The sequence below is a fragment of the Clostridium sp. UBA5119 genome (assembly GCF_002414285.1).
Classification (GTDB): Bacteria; Bacillota; Clostridia; order Clostridiales; family Clostridiaceae; genus Clostridium_J; species Clostridium_J sulfidigenes.
Genome location: NZ_DHYX01000048.1, coordinates 28,243 through 47,860 on the forward strand (window position 1 = coordinate 28,243; position 19,618 = coordinate 47,860).

The 19,618-nt window shown below is 31.4% G+C and carries 22 protein-coding genes, 1 pseudogene and 1 riboswitch; all 23 genes and pseudogenes read left to right on the forward strand.

Annotated features, from left to right (window positions below; genetic code table 11):
- The first annotated feature begins 38 nt into the window (after positions 1-38).
- Complete coding sequence (locus tag B2671_RS06805; protein ID WP_346869727.1) at positions 39-869, forward strand: sirohydrochlorin cobaltochelatase; 831 nt, start codon at positions 39-41, stop codon at positions 867-869.
- A gap of 11 nt (positions 870-880) precedes the next feature.
- Positions 881-2,197, forward strand: a complete 1,317-nt coding sequence (locus B2671_RS06810) for a cobyrinate a,c-diamide synthase (RefSeq protein WP_346869728.1) — start codon at positions 881-883, stop codon at positions 2,195-2,197.
- Between the two features lie 58 nt (positions 2,198-2,255).
- Entirely contained in the window at positions 2,256-2,882 is a 627-nt protein-coding gene (locus B2671_RS06815; RefSeq protein WP_346869729.1) for a precorrin-8X methylmutase, read from the forward strand.
- 9 nt (positions 2,883-2,891) lie between these two features.
- Positions 2,892-3,971, forward strand: coding sequence for a cobalt-precorrin-5B (C(1))-methyltransferase CbiD (gene cbiD / locus B2671_RS06820; protein WP_346869730.1), 1,080 nt, complete (start codon positions 2,892-2,894; stop codon positions 3,969-3,971).
- A gap of 10 nt (positions 3,972-3,981) precedes the next feature.
- Positions 3,982-4,587 (forward strand): precorrin-6y C5,15-methyltransferase (decarboxylating) subunit CbiE, encoded by a 606-nt coding sequence (gene cbiE, locus B2671_RS06825; RefSeq protein ID WP_346869731.1) that lies wholly within the window; start codon positions 3,982-3,984, stop codon positions 4,585-4,587.
- Positions 4,588-5,151: a precorrin-6Y C5,15-methyltransferase (decarboxylating) subunit CbiT gene (gene cbiT / locus B2671_RS06830; RefSeq protein WP_346869732.1), complete on the forward strand. Its 564-nt coding sequence runs from the start codon at positions 4,588-4,590 to the stop codon at positions 5,149-5,151.
- 38 nt (positions 5,152-5,189) lie between these two features.
- Positions 5,190-5,837 carry a cobalt-factor II C(20)-methyltransferase gene (locus B2671_RS06835; RefSeq protein WP_346869733.1) on the forward strand — a complete coding sequence of 216 codons (648 nt, stop codon included), beginning with the start codon at positions 5,190-5,192 and terminating at the stop codon, positions 5,835-5,837.
- Between the two features lie 11 nt (positions 5,838-5,848).
- A complete protein-coding gene (gene cobM, locus B2671_RS06840) occupies positions 5,849-6,601 on the forward strand; it encodes a precorrin-4 C(11)-methyltransferase (protein WP_346869734.1) in 753 nt (250 codons plus the stop codon).
- Positions 6,602-6,772: 171 nt separating this feature from the next.
- On the forward strand, positions 6,773-7,033 hold the full coding sequence (locus B2671_RS06845) for a hypothetical protein (RefSeq protein WP_422653224.1): 261 nt from the start codon (positions 6,773-6,775) through the stop codon (positions 7,031-7,033).
- Complete coding sequence (locus B2671_RS06850; RefSeq protein WP_346869736.1) at positions 7,023-7,631, forward strand: cobalamin biosynthesis protein; 609 nt, start codon at positions 7,023-7,025, stop codon at positions 7,629-7,631. Before B2671_RS06845 ends, B2671_RS06850 begins: the two co-directional genes overlap by 11 nt.
- Before the next feature lie 16 nt (positions 7,632-7,647).
- Positions 7,648-8,373: a precorrin-3B C(17)-methyltransferase gene (gene cobJ, locus B2671_RS06855; protein WP_346869737.1), complete on the forward strand. Its 726-nt coding sequence runs from the start codon at positions 7,648-7,650 to the stop codon at positions 8,371-8,373.
- A gap of 21 nt (positions 8,374-8,394) precedes the next feature.
- Positions 8,395-9,142 (forward strand): annotated as a pseudogene (locus tag B2671_RS06860) (cobalt-precorrin-6A reductase).
- 230 nt (positions 9,143-9,372) lie between these two features.
- Complete coding sequence (locus B2671_RS06865; RefSeq protein ID WP_346869738.1) at positions 9,373-10,113, forward strand: energy-coupling factor ABC transporter permease; 741 nt, start codon at positions 9,373-9,375, stop codon at positions 10,111-10,113.
- A 1-nt stretch (position 10,114) separates the two neighbouring features.
- Positions 10,115-10,426 carry an energy-coupling factor ABC transporter substrate-binding protein gene (locus B2671_RS06870; protein ID WP_051823852.1) on the forward strand — a complete coding sequence of 104 codons (312 nt, stop codon included), beginning with the start codon at positions 10,115-10,117 and terminating at the stop codon, positions 10,424-10,426.
- On the forward strand, positions 10,420-11,127 hold the full coding sequence (locus B2671_RS06875) for a CbiQ family ECF transporter T component (RefSeq protein WP_346869739.1): 708 nt from the start codon (positions 10,420-10,422) through the stop codon (positions 11,125-11,127). The genes B2671_RS06870 and B2671_RS06875 overlap by 7 nt, the downstream gene beginning before the upstream one ends.
- Positions 11,128-11,564: 437 nt before the next feature.
- Positions 11,565-12,257 (forward strand): Crp/Fnr family transcriptional regulator, encoded by a 693-nt coding sequence (locus B2671_RS06880; RefSeq protein WP_346869740.1) that lies wholly within the window; start codon positions 11,565-11,567, stop codon positions 12,255-12,257.
- 73 nt (positions 12,258-12,330) lie between these two features.
- Complete coding sequence (locus B2671_RS06885; RefSeq protein WP_346869741.1) at positions 12,331-13,104, forward strand: formate/nitrite transporter family protein; 774 nt, start codon at positions 12,331-12,333, stop codon at positions 13,102-13,104.
- Between the two features lie 9 nt (positions 13,105-13,113).
- Complete coding sequence (asrA, locus tag B2671_RS06890) at positions 13,114-14,121, forward strand: anaerobic sulfite reductase subunit AsrA (RefSeq protein WP_346869742.1); 1,008 nt, start codon at positions 13,114-13,116, stop codon at positions 14,119-14,121.
- Entirely contained in the window at positions 14,122-14,916 is a 795-nt protein-coding gene (gene asrB, locus B2671_RS06895) for an anaerobic sulfite reductase subunit AsrB (protein ID WP_346869743.1), read from the forward strand.
- A gap of 15 nt (positions 14,917-14,931) precedes the next feature.
- On the forward strand, positions 14,932-15,894 hold the full coding sequence (gene asrC, locus B2671_RS06900) for a sulfite reductase subunit C (protein WP_346869744.1): 963 nt from the start codon (positions 14,932-14,934) through the stop codon (positions 15,892-15,894).
- A 96-nt stretch (positions 15,895-15,990) separates the two neighbouring features.
- A riboswitch (cobalamin riboswitch) is annotated at positions 15,991-16,166 on the forward strand.
- A gap of 223 nt (positions 16,167-16,389) precedes the next feature.
- Positions 16,390-17,274, forward strand: coding sequence for an energy-coupling factor transporter transmembrane component T (locus B2671_RS06905; protein WP_346869745.1), 885 nt, complete (start codon positions 16,390-16,392; stop codon positions 17,272-17,274).
- Positions 17,255-18,934, forward strand: a complete 1,680-nt coding sequence (locus B2671_RS06910) for an energy-coupling factor transporter ATPase (RefSeq protein WP_346869746.1) — start codon at positions 17,255-17,257, stop codon at positions 18,932-18,934. Before B2671_RS06905 ends, B2671_RS06910 begins: the two co-directional genes overlap by 20 nt.
- Entirely contained in the window at positions 18,921-19,610 is a 690-nt protein-coding gene (locus B2671_RS06915; RefSeq protein ID WP_346869747.1) for an ECF transporter S component, read from the forward strand. Before B2671_RS06910 ends, B2671_RS06915 begins: the two co-directional genes overlap by 14 nt.
- The last annotated feature ends 8 nt before the right edge of the window (positions 19,611-19,618 follow it).

The window sequence follows — 19,618 nt, forward strand, 5'->3', positions numbered from 1 at the left end:
TTATTTTGCACTAATTTATTAAATTTGGAGGAACTAAAATGAAAAAGGCTATATTAGTAGTAAGTTTTGGAACTACTTATAAGGATACATTAAAATTAACTATAGAAAAAATTGAGGATGAAATAAGAGAAAGATTTAAAGAGTATCATGTTATGAGAGCTTTTACAGCCCATATGATAATTAAAAAAATAAAAAATAGGGATGGAATAATTATACCTACTCCGGAGGAAGCTTTAGAGCAACTATATAAAGAAGGCTATGAAGAAGTTATAGTTCAGCCGCTTCATATAATACCAGGGGAAGAGTTCCAATATGTTAGATTAGTAGTTGATAAGTTTAGAGGTAGTAATAAATTTAAATCAATAAAAGTAGGTAGACCAGCCCTTCACTTTCAAGGAGGAGAAGAAACACCTAATGATTACGAGGTATTTATAGATGCTATAAAAGAAATTATACCAAAGGATAAGACCATGGTATTTATGGGACATGGAAGTAATCATCCAGCTAACTCAGCCTTTGTAGCACTTCAAAGCGTATTTACTTACTTAAATTATAATAATGTATATGTTGGAACAGTAGAAGGATATCCTACCGTAGATATGATAGTAGAAATACTTAAAAGAGAAGGTATTGATCACGTTAAGTTAGCACCACTTATGCTAGTAGCTGGAGATCATGCCACTAATGACATGGCTTCTGATGAAGAGGATTCATGGAAGACTATTTTAGAGGAAGCTGGAATTAAAGTAGACATATATCTTCATGGTTTGGGTGAGATTGAGAAGTTTAGACATATATATGTGAATCATGTACAAGATGTAATAGATAATAAATATCTTAATTTGGGAGATACGAAGAAAACACCGTAAAGGAGTAAATTATGAAAAGTATAATAGTTTCTTCAAATAGTAGTGGCGGTGGAAAGACCACTGTTACATTAGCACTTATGAAAACTCTTATAGATAGAGGATATAAGGTTCAAGGATATAAGGTTGGACCTGACTATATAGATCCAGCCTTTCATAGAGAAATAACAGGAGTGGCTACAAGAAACTTAGATTTATTTCTAATGGGAGAACCAGGGGTTAAGGAAAGTTATCTAAGAGGTGAGGGTGATCTAGGAATCATTGAAGGAGTTATGGGACTTTATGATGGAAAAGGTATAGATACTAATTTTTCTACAGCCCATGTATCTAGAACTTTAGATTTGCCTGTGGTATTAGTATTATCTCCTAAAGCTCAATCAGCAACTTTATGTGCTGAAATAGAAGGACTTCGAAATTATGAAAATGTGAACATAGTGGGGATAATACTTAATAATATTAGTGAAAGTTACTATAAACTTTTGAAAAAAGCTATTGAAGTAAATTGTAAAGGGATTAGAATTTTCGGATACATACCTAAGGATGAGAGGTTAGCTTTAAAAAGTAGGCATTTAGGCCTTGTGCAGAGTAGCGAGGTTGAAAATTTATCAAAGAAGATAGAGCTATGCAGTAGCCTTATGGAAGAGTATGTAGATGTAGATAGCCTTATAGAAGAATTTAAAGCTTCAGATATTCAATCTACTAACAGTGAAGATTTCCACGTTGAAAACAAAGATATAAAGATTGCAGTAGCCTATGATAAAGCCTTTAGTTTTTATTATAAAGAGAATATAGAGCTTTTGGAAGAGGTTGGAACAGTTCAGTATTTTAGTCCCCTAAAAGATAAAGAAGTGCCAAAGGATGTAGATTTTATATATATAGGTGGAGGATACCCAGAAGTATTCAAGGAAGAGTTATCTTCTAATAAATCTATGTTAAATAGTATGAGAAAAGCCTTAAACAGTGGAGTAAAATGCTATGCAGAATGTGGTGGACTTATGTATCTTACAGAGAGCATAGATGGAGTTGAAACAGCAGGTTTCTTTAATGGAATATCTTATATGACTGGAAAACTTAATAATTTTGGATACGCAACTATAAAGATAACAGAGGAAAACTCTATAGTGCCAAAGGATATGATAATTAATTGTCATGAATTCCATAAATCACTGGTAGATTTAAAAGAAGAAGAAATATATGAATTAGAAAAGAAAGCCTACGATGGAACCACAAAGAAGTGGAAGTGTGGGTATGTAAAAAATAATGTTTTAGCAGCTTATGGACATATACATTTCTTTTCTAATATTGATTTTTTTAATAGCTTAATTAAGTAGATGTAAATTTAAAATAGAGATTTATAAAGGAAAGTTATTTCCTTAAGTAGGAGGAAAAATGGATTATATAAAAATACCAATGGACATAGAAAAGAGAAGTTTTGAAATTATAGGAGAAGAAATGGGACCTCATAATTTCGATGATAGAGAGCTTTCTATAATTAAGAGAGTTATTCATACTACAGCAGATTTTGAATATAAGGATTTAGTTTATATGACAGATGATGCTATAGATACAGCTCTAGAGATTCTAAAAAAGGGAACAACTATATATACAGATACTAATATGGCACTTTCAGGAATAAATAAAAGAGCCTTAGAAAAGTTAAATTGCAGGGTTGTATGCTATGTATCAGAACCAGAAGTTGTAGAGATAGCAAAGAAAAGAGGTATAACTCGTTCTATGGCTGCAGTAGAAAAGGCGGTAGAAGATGGAGTAGAGTTCTTTGTATTTGGAAATGCTCCAACGGCTTTATTCAAACTTAAAGAGTTTATTGAATCAGGAAAGTCTAATTGTAAATTTATTATAGGAGCTCCAATAGGATTCGTAGGAGCAGCTGAATCAAAAGAGGAAATAGAAAAATTAAAAGATATAGATATGATGACAGTTAGAGGAAGAAAGGGCGGAAGTGCAGTAGCAGCAGCTATAGTCAATGCTCTTATGTATATGTTAGTAGAAAGATAAGGTATTAGAATGCTAGACTTATATGTTAACAGTAATGGTAAAAAATTAAGATGTGGTTATACTACAGGGTCTTGTGCAGCAGCTGCTGCTAAGGCCGCTACCTACATGCTTTTTACTGGTAAAAAAATTAAAGAGATAGAGATTAATACACCAAAGGGAATAATTTTAAACTTAGTAATAGATGAAGTTGTTTTTGGTGATGACTATGTGGAATGTTCCATTATAAAAGATGGTGGAGATGACATAGATGCTACCCATGGATTACCTATATGGGCAAGAGCTGAAAAAGGTGAAGAGAGATATATTTTAAAAGGTGGAAAAGGTGTAGGAGTAGTTAATGGTGAAGGACTCTATATTGAAAAGGGTGAAGCTGCTATTAATCCAGTACCTAGACTTATGATAGAGCAAGAGGTAAGTAGTGTGCTTCCAGAGGATGAAGGAGTTACTATTACTATATTTGTACCAAGGGGAGAAGAAGTAGCAAAGAAAACCTTTAATCCTAGGCTTAATATAGTAGGAGGAATATCCATATTAGGAACTACAGGAATTGTTTATCCTATGTCTGAAGAATCAATTAAAGAATCAATAAAAATTGAGATAACTCAAAAGGCTTTAAAAAATAAGGTTCTTATATTAGCCTTTGGGAATATGGGAGAAAAGGTTGCAGAGTCTATGGGATATTCTATAGATCAAGTGGCTATAATATCAAACTTTGTTGGATTTGCTATAGAATGTTGTGTTAGCTGTGGAGTTAAAGAGATAATTATAATAGGTCATATAGGTAAGATATGCAAGATATCTGCTGGTAGCTTTAACACTCACAGTAGAGTATGTGATGTAAGACTAGAAGTAATAGCATTAGAATTAGCATTAGCAGGAGCTCCACATGACTTAGTTAGAAGTATATATAATGAAAAGACTACAGAGGGTGCTATAAAAGCTTTAAAGGGTGAATATAGTGATATATATAAAACTATTGTAGATAAAGTGAAGAAAAGAATGGAGCTTTATAGCTATGGTGAACTTAAATGTGATGTAGTTATGTATTGGGGTGCAACTAATCCTAAGATATTAGCTACAACATTATAGAGGTGGAAAGATGATTTATGTAGTAGGACTTGGTCCAGGAAGTAAGGAGTATATACTTCCTAAGGCTGTTGAAACTTTAGAAAATAGTGATATGTTAGTAGGATTTTCTAGAGCTTTGGAAAGTGTAAATTTTATAAATACTGAAAGATTGGCAGTTAAGTCTTTATCAGATATTTTGAAGATAGTAGAAGAGAACAAGAGCAAGAAAATATCTATAATTGCATCGGGAGACCCATGTTTTTATGGAGTTACTGATTATATAAAGAGAAACATAAAAGAGGAGCCTATAGAGATAATACCAGGACTTAGCTCTTTTCAATATCTAATGAGCAAGATAGGGAAGAGTTGGAATGGAAAATTTTTAGGCAGTGTCCATGGAAGAGAAGAAGATTTTTTAACTGTTGTTAAAGAAAATAGTATGTGTATATTCTTAACAGATAGTAAAAATTCACCTAAGGTTTTAGCAAATAAACTGTTTATAGAAAATATAAGCTGTAATATATGGGTAGGAGAAAATTTATCCTATGAAGATGAGAAAATAACAGTAGGTACACCAGAGGAGATAATGGAGAAGGAATTTTCGTCATTAAGTGTCTTTGTAGTGGAGGAAGTTTAAATGAAATATATAAAAGATGAAGAGTTTATAAGAGGAAACTGTCCTATGACAAAGGAAGAAGTTAGAGTTTTAAGTGTAGCAAAACTTAATTTAGAAGAAAATTCTAAACTTCTAGATGTAGGAGCTGGAACTGGTTCCATATCAATTCAAGGAAGTAAGATTTGCATTAAGGGTAGTGTAGTTGCAATAGAGAGAGATGAGGGAGCTTTAGAGGTAATCTATAAAAATAAAGATAAATTTAATTGTAATAATTTAGAGGTTATAGAAGGTGAAGCTTTAGAAGCTTTAAACTCTATTAAGGAAAAGTTTAATAGTATTTTTATTGGAGGTAGTGGTGGAAATCTTGAAAAAATAATTGAGAAATGCCATAACCTTCTTGAAGATGATGGAGTAATGGTTTTAAATTTTATAACCATTGATAATGTATATAAAGCAATGAGCACTTTAAAAGAATTAAACGTGAAAATTAGCTGTACTCAAGTTGGCGTAAGTAAAACAAGAGGCCAAAGTTATATGTTATTTGGATATAATCCAATTTTTATTGTAGAGGCTTATAAGAATTAGAAATATTGTTGCATAGTAGAAATAGAGGAGTGAAATAGATGGCAAAGTTATATGGAGTTGGAGTAGGGCCAGGAGATAAAGAACTATTAACCTTAAAGGCGGTTAAAACTATAGAAATGTGTGAAGTAATTGTTTCACCAAGTGCGATGAAAGGTGGAAAAAGTATAGCTTTAGGCATTGCAGAGGACTTTATATCAGAGGATAAAGAAGTTATGATAAAGCAATTTCCAATGGGTGGAGAAGAGCAAGAAGAAAAAATCTATGAAGCCTTTAAAGCTATAGAAGAGAAGCTTAAGGAAGGAAAGAATGTAGCATTCTTAACTTTAGGAGATCCTTTTGTTTATAGTACATATATATATTTACTGAAATATATAGAAGAGCATGGCTTTGAAGTTGAAACAATTCCAGGGATAACTTCCTTCTGTGCTAGTGCTAGTCTTGCGCAAAAACCATTAGTTATAGGTGATGAACCATTACTTATAACACCAGCTAGCAGAGTTTCACATATAAAAGATGAAAAGTATGTAGTTATAATGAAGGTCTATAAAAGAGAAGAAGAAGTATTAGACGTTCTTGATGAAAAAGGCTTTANNGCTGGAAGAGAAGGGCAAGAGATTTTAGATAATAAAGAAGATATTTTAGATAATAAAGAATACATGTCACTAATAATAGCAAATAGAGATTAGGAGGAAGAAGAATGGTTTATTTTATAGGAGCAGGTCCGGGAGATGCAGAGTTAATCACAGTAAAAGGAAGAGATACACTTGCAAAGGCAGATGTAGTTATATATGCAGGCTCTCTTGTAAGCAAGGAGCATATGAATTATTGTAAGGCTGGATGTGAAATACATAATTCAGCATCTATGACTTTAGAACAAGTTATAGAAGTTATGGGTAAGGCTGAAAAAGAAAACAAAATGGTAGTAAGACTTCATACAGGTGATCCAGCTATCTATGGAGCTATCAAAGAACAAATGGATGAACTTGATAAATTAAATATTCAATACAAGGTAATTCCAGGAGTTAGCTCATTTACAGCAGCAGCATCTGTAATAAAAAAAGAATTTACACTTCCATCAGTAACTCAAACTGTAATATTAACTAGAGTTGAGGGAAGAACTCCAGTACCAGAAACTGAAAGCTTAGAAAAACTTGCATCAATTGGTGCATCCATGGCTATATTCCTTTCTATTAGCATGATAGATAAGGTAGTTGCAAAGCTAAGAAAAGGTTATGGAAGGAATGTTAATATAGCTGTAGTTGAAAGAGCTACTTGGGAAGATGAAAGAGCTATAATTGGAACTTTAGATGATATAGTAGAAAAGGTTAAAGAAGCAGGCATCACTAAATGTGCTCAAATATTAGTAGGGGACTTTATAAATTGTGATTATGATAAGAGTCTTCTATATGATAAATCCTTTACTCATATGTTTAGAGAAGGACAAAAGTAATTCTTAGAATGTATAATTCTAGAAAGTAGGAGAGTTATGAAGTTAGCAGCAGTGTCTGTAACAAGACAAGGTGATAATATTGCAAAAAAACTAAGTGAAACTTTAGAGCTTAAGCTTTACTCTAGTTATAATAATAAAAACTTCAAACTAAAATCTGTATGTGAAGAGCTTATGAATACTGTAGATGGAATAATTTTTATCTCATCTACAGGCATTGCAGTAAGAGGAATAGCACCTTTTCTAAAGGGAAAGGATAAGGACCCAGCAGTGGTAGTAGTAGACTGTGAAAGCAGATTTGCCATAAGTCTTGCAGGAGGACATCTTGGAGGAGCTAATGAACTTGCTTTAAATGTCTCAGAAATTCTTAAGGCTACACCAGTTATAACTACAGCCACAGATACCATGGGAATAGATGCTCCNNATGATTGCTAAGAATAATAACCTGATTATAGATGATATGAAAATAGCTAAAGATGTAGCTGCCAAATTAGTTGATAAAGCTAAGGTTGGTTTTTTAGATGATGAAGGCCAAATAAAAATGCCAAAGGGATATGTAATTCCTAAAGGAGATATGAAGGGTATCGTTACAGTATCTAATAAAATAGATGTGGATAACTTGCTTCCCGTTGAAGGCTTGATTCACCTTAAACTCATAAGAAGAAACATCATATTAGGTATGGGATGTAGAAAAGATGTGGATAAGGACAAAGTTAAAAACTTTGTTGTGGATACTTTAAAGAAATATAATATAGATTTAAGAGCCATAAAAACTATTTCTACAGTGGAAGTTAAAAAGAATGAGGGAGCATTAATTGCTTTAAGTGAATTTTTAAATTGTCCCATGGAGATTCATTCTTTAAAAGAAATAGAAAGCATAGAACATAAATACAAGGGCAGTGATTTTGTTAAGAAATCTATAGGTGTGAGAGCGGTATGTGAGCCTTGTGTTGAATTAGCAGGGGCAGAGTTACTTACAGATAAAATTAGTTTTGAAGGTATAACCCTTTGTATTGGAAAGTTAGTCTACTGATAATGGAGGAAAAATAATGGGGAAATTATATGTAGTAGGAATCGGTCCAGGAGGACTTGATTACATGACAATTAAAGCTGTAAAGGCTATAGAAGAAAGCGATATAGTAGTAGGATACACAAAGTATATAGAAATGATAAAGCCACTTTTAGATGGTAAGAAAGTTTATTCTACAGGAATGATGGGTGAAGAGGCAAGATGCCAGGAAGCTTTAAGATTAACTAGTGAAGGAACGGTAGCTGTAGTAAGTACAGGAGATGCTGGAATCTATGGTATGGCTGGGTTAATTCTTGAAATGAAAAAGGATGAAGAAGTAGAGGTAATCCCAGGGGTTACAGCATCATCTTCAGCAGGGTCAATAGTTGGAGCTCCACTTATGCATGATAACTGCAACATAAGCTTAAGTGATTTAATGACTCCATATGAAGATATAAAGAAGAGAGTTAAGCTTGCAGCAGAAGGGGATTTTATAATATCTCTTTATAATCCAAAGAGTAAGGGAAGACCTCATTACTTAAGAGAAGCTATAGATATAATAAAGGAATATAGAAATGAAAATACACCAGTTGCTATTGTAAAGCATGCCTTAAGAGAAGGTCAAGAAGCTACAGTTTGCACTATAGGAACCTTTGATGATTCTATAGTAGATATGATGACTATGGTTATTATAGGAAACACTAAGAGTTATATAAAAGATGGATTATTTATAACTCCAAGAGGATATAAATTAGAAAACAAGTAGACATTAAGGGGGAGAATTACAATGATAGCTTTAATAGTAGGTACTTCAGAGGGAAAGGTAATTCTTTCCCATCTAAATAAATATACAGATAACATTTTAGTATCCACAGCTACCACNNAAATATAAAATATTAAATGATAAACCTTTAGTTTATGAAGAGTTAAAAGCATTATTTATGAAAAGTGGTGTAAGGGTAATTGTAGATGCATCTCATCCCTATGCAGTTCAAATAAGTGGAACAGCTATGAAGATAGCAAAGGATATGGGAATTGAGTATGTAAGGTATGAAAGGATAAGTACTTTGGATACGTTACCTAAAAATGATTTGATAATAGAGGTGCCAACCTATGAAGAATTAGGAGAAGCCCTAAAAGATATAGATGGATGTATTTTAAATACTACAGGAAGTAGAAATATAGATAAGATATTAGATTTAAAACTTCAAAATAGAATAGTTCATAGAGTGCTACCTTCTTTAAAAGTTATGGAGGAAGTATTTGCGTTAGGTGTTAGAGTGGAGGACTTGATATTCATAAAAGGACCTATAGGTTATGAACTAAATAAAGCCTTTATAAAAGAATATGATGGTAGGGCTTTAATAACAAAGGACAGTGGTCCGCAAGGTGGAACTTATGAAAAAATAAAGGCTGCCATAGACATGGGAATTAAAGTTTTTGTAGTAGAAAGAAAGACCATGGATTACGGTAAAGTCTTTAATGATGAAGAAAAATTAAGTAACTATATCTGTAGCAACCAAGAAAACTATTAGTAACATTTCAAAGTGTAATTAAAGACTCGGGTGACGGTGGGAGTAACTTTTATTATACAAAACAAAAAGTTATGTTATAGATTGTATACTGATATATTTAAAGTGCACGTTAAGTATATTATTTATAATCACATTATTTAGCTACAGTTAAATATATAGAAATTTAAATATAAGCAATGCTAGCGGTATTATATTTAAATCATTTTTACTAAATATAAGGGGGAAAAATTATGAATAAATCAAGTATTACTAAAAAATCATTTGTATTTATATGGGCATTAGCATTATTCTTTACAGTGCCTAAATTAGCTTATGGTATGCATATTGCAGAAGGGTTTTTACCAATGGCTTGGTGTGCTTTTTATTTTGTAGCATGTATTCCATTTGTAGCATTAGGAATTAGAGATATAAGAAAGAAAACTATGAGTAGCAAGGATTTAAAAATGCTTTTAGCATTGATTGGAGCCTTTGCTTTTGTATTATCAGCAATGAAACTACCTTCTGTTACAGGAAGTTCATCACATCCAACAGGTACAGGTCTTGGAGCAATGATATTTGGACCATTTGCTATGTCTGTGGTTTCTATAGTAGTTCTTTTATTCCAAGCGCTTTTCTTAGCTCATGGAGGATTAACAACTTTAGGAGCTAACGTTTTATCAATGGGTATTGCAGGACCAATAGTAGCCTTTGCAATTTATAAGGTATTTAAAAATAAAAATAAAAAATTAGCAATATTCCTTGGTGCAACTTTAGGGGACTTAGCAACATACCTAGTTACATCCATTCAACTTGGACTTGCATTCCCAGCTACTACAGGTGGATTTGCAGCGGCATTTATAAAGTTTGTATCAATATTTGCTATAACTCAAGTTCCACTTGCTATAGTAGAAGGAATAATAACTGTTATGATATTTGACTTTATAGAAAAACATGCCTCTGAGGAGTTATTAGAAGTTGGAGGTGTAAGATAATATGAAAAAAAATATAGGATTAATTTTATTATGTATAGCAATTGTGGTAGGATCTTTATTCTTAGGTAGAAATGGTGAATTTAATGGTGCCGATGGAGAAATTGAAGTTAAAATCCAAGAATTAAATGGAGATTATGAACCTTGGGCAGCGCCTATGTGGGAGCCACCATCAGGAGAAATTGAAAGCTTCCTTTTCTGTTTACAAGCAGCAATTGGGGCTGGATTCATAGGATACTACATTGGTGTTAAAAAAGGAGCTTCAAAGAATAAAGGAGCTAAGACTAATGTAGGTGGAAAAGTGAAAGAATGTTAAGGACAGTACTTTCATATTCAAAGCTAAGTAAATTAGCAAATATTCATCCTATAGAGAAAATAATTTTATGTATATTACCAATAATAGCACTTAGTTTTAGTACTAGGTGCTATCCTTTGGTTATAAATATAATTTTTTTTCTTGTACTTCATATTGTTTATAAGAACCCTATGCATATAGTAAAGCACTTTGTAGAGGCGACTTTTTTATTTGCTTTAGTTTCTTCTATAACCTTTGTATTTGATTATGGATGGTATAGTACTTTAATACTTATATTAAAGGCGGTGTCTGGAGGGATATCAGTTAGTTTTTTAACTTTAACTACACCTACAGATCATGTATTTTATATATTCTCTAAGATAAGTTGGCTTAGAGATATTTGTGATATAGGAAAATCTATGGAGAGATTTTTAATACTTATAGATGATGAATTTCAAACATTACGAAAGAGTATGTTATGTAGAGGTGCCTTTGGTGGTTTTAAGAATAAGGTTAAAGACTCAGGAAGTCTTGCTGCTTTACTTTTTATTAATACGTTAAAACGTTGGAAAGAAATTAAGGATGGAATTAATAGTAGAGGCTATAGAGGAAATATTTATTATGGCTTTGAAGAATTCCGTTTGTCATATAAAAGAATAGCTATAATAGTAGGATATATTACATTTCTTATTATTTTGGTGAGTATACCTAAGTGGTTTTAGAAGCTGGGTATACTTTTTATTTTTTTGATAACTCTCTTAATTTAATATAGAATTTTGTAGTTTATAGGGTTAAAGGTATATACTATATAATAGAGGTTGTAAAAAAATATAAATTAAAGTATAGAACTTAAAAGGACAAAAAATAGGAAAAATCCTCCTGAAGTAAATAGAAAGAAATTTCCTATATAAGATAAATATAAAAGATTAAGGATTTAATAATTGATAACTATTATCAATAAATTCATATTACTATAATATTTTACATATGTCAATATAATTGAAAATAATTTTCAATTAAAAATTAATGTATTTAGTAAACATACTTGTTAATATATTATTAAGAGGAGACTTGTAATACATTTATATAAATAAATTTTAAAAAACATGTGGGATATGGATGATAAATTAATTAAAAAATGATTGGGGTAATTTAGAAAATGAGATATGTTAATTTAGAAGAATTGAAAGAGCTCCTAGGTTTTAATAGCATAGATGAAAATACTTTAAGCAAGTTATCTAATATTACTAGAGTCACTAGGTATGAAAAGGGGAAGGTATTATTTAGAGATAAGGATATTGTAGACAATGTCTACATTGTATTAAAGGGAAAGGTATCATTATATAAGTTCAATGAAAAGGGGCAAAAAAAAGTAATATTTATATTGGGCACAGGTGATATTATAAATGAAGTTATATTACAAAGTTCTACTGCATCTATAAATTGTGAAACCATAGAGGACTCTCAAATAATGTATTGTAACACCATAGAGCTTTTACAAGTTATGGAATCAGACTTTGAGTTTACAAAAATGGTACTGTCATCTTTATCTTTAAAAGTAAGAAGAATGTATAGACAATTTAAAAATACTACTGGAGTTTTAAATATGGGAAAGAGAGTTGCATCAAAGCTTTGGAAACTAAGTAGGGATTATGGGGTAGCCAATGACAATGGTATATTAATAGACATGGAGATTAGTATAACCTATCTAGCAGACTTATTTGGAGCACAAAGGGAGACCATATCAAGGGCATGTAAAGAACTTAGTGAATTGGGATTAATTGAATACAATAATAAAAAATTTATAATAAAAAATAAAGAAAAACTTTTAGAATATTTTAAAGCACCGTGATTTTTATCACGGTGCTTTAAATTTTATAAGCCTATAATGAAGCTATAATTATTAAAGAGGGAAGGGATTTATTATGGTTTGTGGAGATTTTAACAAAGTATGTGCAGCTGGTAAAACTAAGATGCAATTGTTGAATGAAAACCCTGTAGGATATTTTATTTCTTCTATGTTGGCTGGATTATTTATAGGATTAGGTTCTATTCTTATCTTTACCATAGGAGGTCAACTGACATCAGCAGGTTCAGGTGCTGTAAAGATTGTTATGGGATTAGCTTTTGGTGGAGCGTTGAGTCTAGTCATAATGGCAGGGGGAGAATTATTTACAGGAAATAACTTTGTACTAGCATCAGCATCCCTAAATAAGGATGTACCATGGAAAGGTACTATAAAGCTATGGTTAGTATGCTTTTTAGGAAATCTACTAGGTTCAATTATAGCAGGAGTAATGTTTAAATTATCAGGTTTAGCTACAGGGAGTGTAGGTGAATATATTGCAAAGGCATCAGAAATAAAAATGACAATGCCATTAATACCACTATTTTTCCGTTCTGTATTCTGTAATATCTTAGTTTGTTTAGCAGTTTGGTGTGGATTTAAATGCAAAGAAGAAGTAGCAAAATTAATTATGATATTTTGGTGCTTATTTATATTTATTACAGTAGGATTTGAGCACAGTATCGCTAATATGACAGTATTAACAATAGGGTTATTATCACCTTTTGATGCTTATGTCACCATAGGTGGATATATATATAATATTTTAGTTGTAACACTTGGTAATATGGTTGGAGGTATTTTCTTCGTAGCTCTTCCATACTACATTATATCAAGAAAAAAAGTAAATTAGAGGTGAATTATGGGTTACAAATTATATTTAGAAAAATTCAATGAAATTTTAAAAGAGCTTTCATCAGAGTATATAATATATGCTCCTATATTAATTAAAGGTGGTGCAAACTTTTCCGATACAGACAGGGTTAGATACGGGCAAATATCAAAGGTTGAAGATATAGTTTTTGATGAAAAATCTCATTTTTCCTTTAAGGAAGTGTTATTACCACAATCTGAAACTCTACTTTATTTTACTGAAGATGAAGTAAAGGAAGCAGCTCCTAAATCTAAAGGGTCAATAGTGTTTTTAAGAAGTTGCGACTTACATGCTGTAAAAAGAATGGATGATATATACTTAAGAAATGGCTTTGAAGATTACTATTACAAAAGACTTAGAGAGAATACAAAATTCATATTGATGGGGTGTGAAAGAACCTTTGAAAATTGTTTCTGTGTAGATATGGGAACTAATAAATCAAATAATTATGATGGATACATTAGGGTAGAAAATCATGAAGTTTACTTTGATAGCAAATGTGAAACTTTTGACATTTTATTAGAGAAAAAAGAGGCTGAGACTTTAGAGGTAGAACCTAAATTTATTTCTGAAAATAATGTTACCGTTAACATTCCAGAAGAACTTAGTATAGATGTTATGAAATTCACCATGTGGGAGGAATATAATCAAAGATGCATTGCTTGTGGTCGTTGTAATTTTGTCTGTCCTACATGTACTTGCTTCACTATGCAAGATATTTTCTATCAAGATAATAAAAATGTAGGAGAACGTAGAAGAGTATGGTCTTCCTGTCAAGTGGATGGATTTACTGATATGGCTGGAGGACATAGCTTCAGACAAAATAAGGGTCAAAGAATGCGTTTTAAGGTGTTACACAAAGTATATGATTACAAGAAAAAATGGGGTTACCATATGTGTGTAGGCTGTGGTAGATGTGATGATATATGCCCAGAATACATTTCATTTAGTAACTGTATTAATAAATTGCAATCAGCATGTGATGAGGTGAAATAGATGAATAAGAATGAATATATACCTTTTATTTCAGAAATAAAGGAAGTAATAAAGCATACAGAAATTGAGTATACCTTTAGAATGAGCTATATTGGTGATGTGAAACCAGGACAGTTCTTTGAAGTATCAATACCTAAATATGGAGAAGCACCTATATCAGTAAGTGGTATTGGAGAAGGAACTGTTGATTTAACAATACGTAAGGTAGGAAAGGTTACTGATGAAATATTTAGTAACTATATAGGTGATAAATTATTTTTAAGAGGACCCTATGGAAATGGTTTTGACATAGATAATTATAAAGGTCATGAAGTTATTGTAGTAGCTGGAGGTACAGGACTTTCTCCAGTAAGAGGAATTGTGGACTATTTTGGTAATAATCCACAGGATGCTAAAAAATTTTCCCTAATTTGTGGATTTAAATCTCTTGAAGATATTTTATTTAAAGAAGATATTAAGAGATGGAATAACACCATGGAATTAATTCTTACTGTAGATAAGGCAGAGGAGAGCTATGGAGGAAATGTTGGAATGGTGACTAAGTACATTCCAGATATGAAAATAGATGATATTAATGATGTACAAGTAGTTGTTGTAGGACCACCAATTATGATGAAGTTTACTGTGGCTGAATTCTTAAAAAGAGGAATTCCAGAAAAAAATATTTGGATTTCTCAAGAGAGAAAAATGTGTTGTGGTATTGGAAAATGTGGACATTGTAAGATAGATGATACGTATATATGCCTAGATGGACCTGTGTTTAACTATACAAAGGGCAAAGAGTTAATAGATTAATTGGAGGTGAAGTACATGGATATAAACACTAAAAACCTAAAAAAGAATGCATTTAGGGTTACAAAAAGAAGAGGGTATACAGCATCAAGAATTCGTGTTCCAGGGGGAAAGATGGATGCTAAATATTTAGCCATGATTCAAGAGATTGCAGAAAAATACGGTGATGGAACTGTAAACATTACTATGAGGCAAGGCTTTGAAGTACCAGGTATTAGCTTTGAACATATGGATAAAGTAAATGAATTATTGCAACCAATTATTGAAGGATTAGAAATTAATCAAACAGATGAAGGAAAGGGTTACTCTGCAGCTGGAACTAGAAATATATCTGCCTGTGTAGGAAACAATATCTGTCCATATGCTAATTACAATACAACGGAATTTGCAAAGAAGATAGAAAAGGCCATCTTCCCCAATGATTTACACTTCAAAGTAGCTTTAACAGGATGTTCTAATGACTGTGGAAAAGTTAGATTAAATGATTTTGGAATAATAGGGATGACAGAACCTCAATATGATATGAATAAATGTGTATCCTGTGGAGCTTGTGTAAGAGCATGTACAAAGAAATCCACTGGAGCATTAACCATGAATAACTACAAAATCCAGCGTGATCATAAGAAGTGTATAGGGTGTGGAGAGTGTGTAATAGCATGTCCAACAGATGCATGGACTAGAAGCAGAGAAAAATATTATAAGCTTGTACTGTTAGGCAGAACAGGAAAGAAAAACCCACGTTTAGCTAAGGATTTTATAGCTTGGGTAGACGAAGAGAGTATAATAAAAATAATTTGTAACACCTACAGCTATGTTAAGCAATATATAGATAAGGATGCACCAGGTGGTAAGGAGCATATAGGATATATTGTAGATAGAACAGGCTTCCCAGAATTTAAAAAGTGGGCAATGGAGGGAGTTAAGCTTTCTGATAAAACTGTTGTTCAAGAAACCATGTATTGGGATGGAATTAAGTATTAAAAATAATATATTTTATTCACAATTGACTTTTGTCCCTTGAATGTAAATATTTGTTGTAGTATAATTATATTTGTAAAATTTGAAAAAATAAATAAAACTAAATAATGAAATATAGGTTTGATTTTATCAATTAAAAGGGAAGTAGGTGTAAATCCTACACGGTCCCGCCGCTGTAAAGGTGGAGTTTTGTACTTATACCACTGGGAAACTGGGAAGGTGTACAAAAACCATGAAACCTGAGTCAGAAGACCTGCCTGTGTTTTAACACATAAACTCTGCGGAGAATGGAGTGGTGTAACACAAGATATTTATATACATATATATACATAAATATATTTTCAATATATTTTTTGTGCTTATATATTTTTATGATGTATATGATTGGTAAATATGATGTTATTTAAGTCCATTTAACTTAGAGTTAAATGGACTTTTTTTACGTTTAAATTTATTTGAAATAAGTAATAAATTAATAATTTTAAAGGGGGCGAAAAATTGAGTTTTAACAAAAGAAAGTTTGATTTTCATGTTTTAACATATATTATTCTATTTTTATCATTAATAATAATAATTTTTTCTAATGATAATCCGGCAGTGGTTTTCTCTCTATATTTTTATATATTTTCATTATTCATATATAGCGGAAACACATATAAATTAAAAAAAGTTTTAGTCTATTTTATACCCTTTGCCATATTTATAATTCTTCTAAATATGATATTTGTTACACAAGGTAGTATTATTTTATTTCAAATTGGAAGTAAAAGATTTACCTTGGAGGCTTTAATATATGCATTAACAATGGCACTTAAGTTATTTGCAGTGGCCAGTCTCTTTATATCTTTTGAATTTATTATTGATTCAGATAGGGCAATTTCATATTTTTCAAGCAAGATGCCAAAATCAACTTTAACTCTGGTTATTGCTTTTAAGTTAGTTCCTGGTCTTAGAGATAGATTAAATAAACTTAAAGAAATTTATACAATTAGAGGAGTTGATTTTAATAAAAAGAGTTCAAGAGAAAAGACTAAAAGCTATGTTCCAGTATTGTCAATATTACTTGAAAATTCCATGGAAAGTTCTTTTGATATAGGGGAAGCAGCTTTTGTTAGAGGATTTTTAAGTAATGAAAGAAGTACCTATGACAGACAGAAGTTTAGAAAAAAAGATATTTCTATTATGGTTTTAAGCGGAGTTTTATTAATAGTATATATATTTGCTCAATATAAAGGAGCTGTTGATTTCAAAATATATGATGGGGTAAGTCTAGTAAATATAGTAAACTATGGAACAACATCAATATTTGTGATTATTCTAGCTATTACATTATTAATTTTAAAATATAGTAGGGAGAAAGACTATGGAATATATAGAGATTGAAAATTTAAGTTATTCATATCCTCTAGAAGGAAAGAAATCTTTAAATAACATAAATTTAGGATTAGGCAGAGGTGAAGTTCTCTTAGTAATTGGGAAGTCAGGTTCAGGGAAATCAACTTTAGCTAAATCAATTACTGGGGCTGTTCCTCATTTTTATGGGGGCACAATATCAGGAGGAATTATCATTGATGGAGTACCGTTAGAAGAGATGAACCATAGCGAAAGGGCAAAGACAGTTACAATGGTTTTTCAGGATCCAGAGAAACAATTAATGATGAATAAGGTTCATAGAGAAATTGCTTTTGGACTTGAGAATATAGGGGTAAGTGAATCAACAATTAAGAGACGTGTCTGGGAGGTCATGGAGTTTATAGGAATAACTGACCTGGCAGAAAGAGATATAACAACTTTATCAGGAGGTCAAAAGCAAAAGGTTGCAATAGCCTCTGCAGTGGCATATTTGCCAAAATGTATTATTTTTGATGAACCTTCCTCTCAGCTTGATGTTTCTGCGGCAGAAAGCATTGTGAATCTAATTAGAAAAATAAATGAAGAATTAGGAATAACAATAATCATTATAGAGCAGCGAGTAAATAAATGGTTTGATATAGCTGATAAAATTGCCTATATGAATGAGGGTAAAGTTAATTTTTATAATAGTAGGCATGATTTTTATAAAAAATCTAAAGAAGAAGTTATTAATTTTTTACCTGATTATTTGAAGCTTAGCAAAAACCTTTCATGGGATAATATGCCTAATAATTTTAAAGAAACTAGATGTAGAATTGATGATAAATATTCTGACATTAGCATAGATTGTTTAGATTTAAAAATAGATAAAAATCATATTAAGAAACAAGTTTGCGAATATGGTAATAATGTAATAAAAATAGAAAAATTAAATTGTTACTTCAATTCGATTCATGCCGTAAAAGATCTTTCATTAAATATTGAAAATAGAGATTTCATAGGTATTATGGGAGCAAATGGGGCCGGTAAGAGTACACTTTTAAATTCTCTTATTGGGATTAAAGAGTATAAAGGTAGTATTAAGGTATTTGGTAATGAAGTGAAGAAATTAACTGTTAATAAGATGGCAAGTATCATTGGATATGTATCACAGAATCCCAATGATTACATATCAAAATCGACGGTGTATGAAGAATTAAAGTTTACAATGGATAATTATAATTCCTTTGATAAGGAAGAATTAGAAAAGGTTTTAAAAGATTTAGATATTTATGAACTTAAGGATAAAAATCCAAGGGATTTAAGTGGAGGTCAAAAACAGAGGGTAGCCATAGGTTCTATATTAGTGATGAAGCCTAAAATACTTCTTATTGATGAGCCAACAAGAGGCCTTGATCTTGAAGTTAAAAATAAATTAGGTAGGGTTCTAAAAAATTTAAATAATAATGGAACTACAATAGTTATGGTCACCCATGATGTGGATTTTGCCTGTGATTTTTGCAAAAGTTTTGCCCTTATGTTTAATGGAGAAATAGTATCAATGGGAAGTAGAGATGAGGTACTAAGCCATGGAATTTACTATACAACTTCCATAAATAAACTTTTTAAGAATGTAAATGAGAAGATTTTTACACTTGATGAAGGAAAAAAATATCTACTAAAAGAGGGACAAGCAAATGAAAAAAATTAGTTTAATAATAACTTCCCTTATTATTTTAGTTCTTATGATACTTACACTGCAAAAGGATATCCAAAATAGTTTTGCCCTACTTTCTACATTGGGGGTTTTGGGAATACTGTTTTTAAGTTATTTTTACTTTGAGAAAAGTATGCTGGGTACAAAGGAGATTGCAGTAATTGCTACTTTAAGTGCATTTACTGCACTATCTAGAATTGCCTTTGCTCCTATACCAAATGTGAAGCCTGTAACATTCCTTGTAGCATTATCAGGTTTTGTATTTGGGCCCTATGAGGGATTTCTTATTGGGAGTACATCAGCATTTTTATCTAATATTTTTTTTGGACAGGGACCATGGACACCGTGGCAGATGTTTTCCTGGGGACTTGTGGGAATTATCTCTGGTATTTGGGGGAGAAAGGGAAAAAGAGTAAGCGCCCTAAAATTTTCAATTATATGTTTTATATATGGATTTATGTTTGATTGGATCATGAATTTTTGGTATGTTTTGGGCTTTGTAAAACCAATTACAATACAAAGTGTTATCATGGCTTATCTGTCAGGATTAACATTTGATATTTTACATGGAGGAGGTAGCTTTATTTTCTCAATTATATTCTATGATAGCTTTATTGATGTACTTTTAAGATACAAAAGAAGGCTTGATATAACTTATATAAAAAATTAATGGAGGGG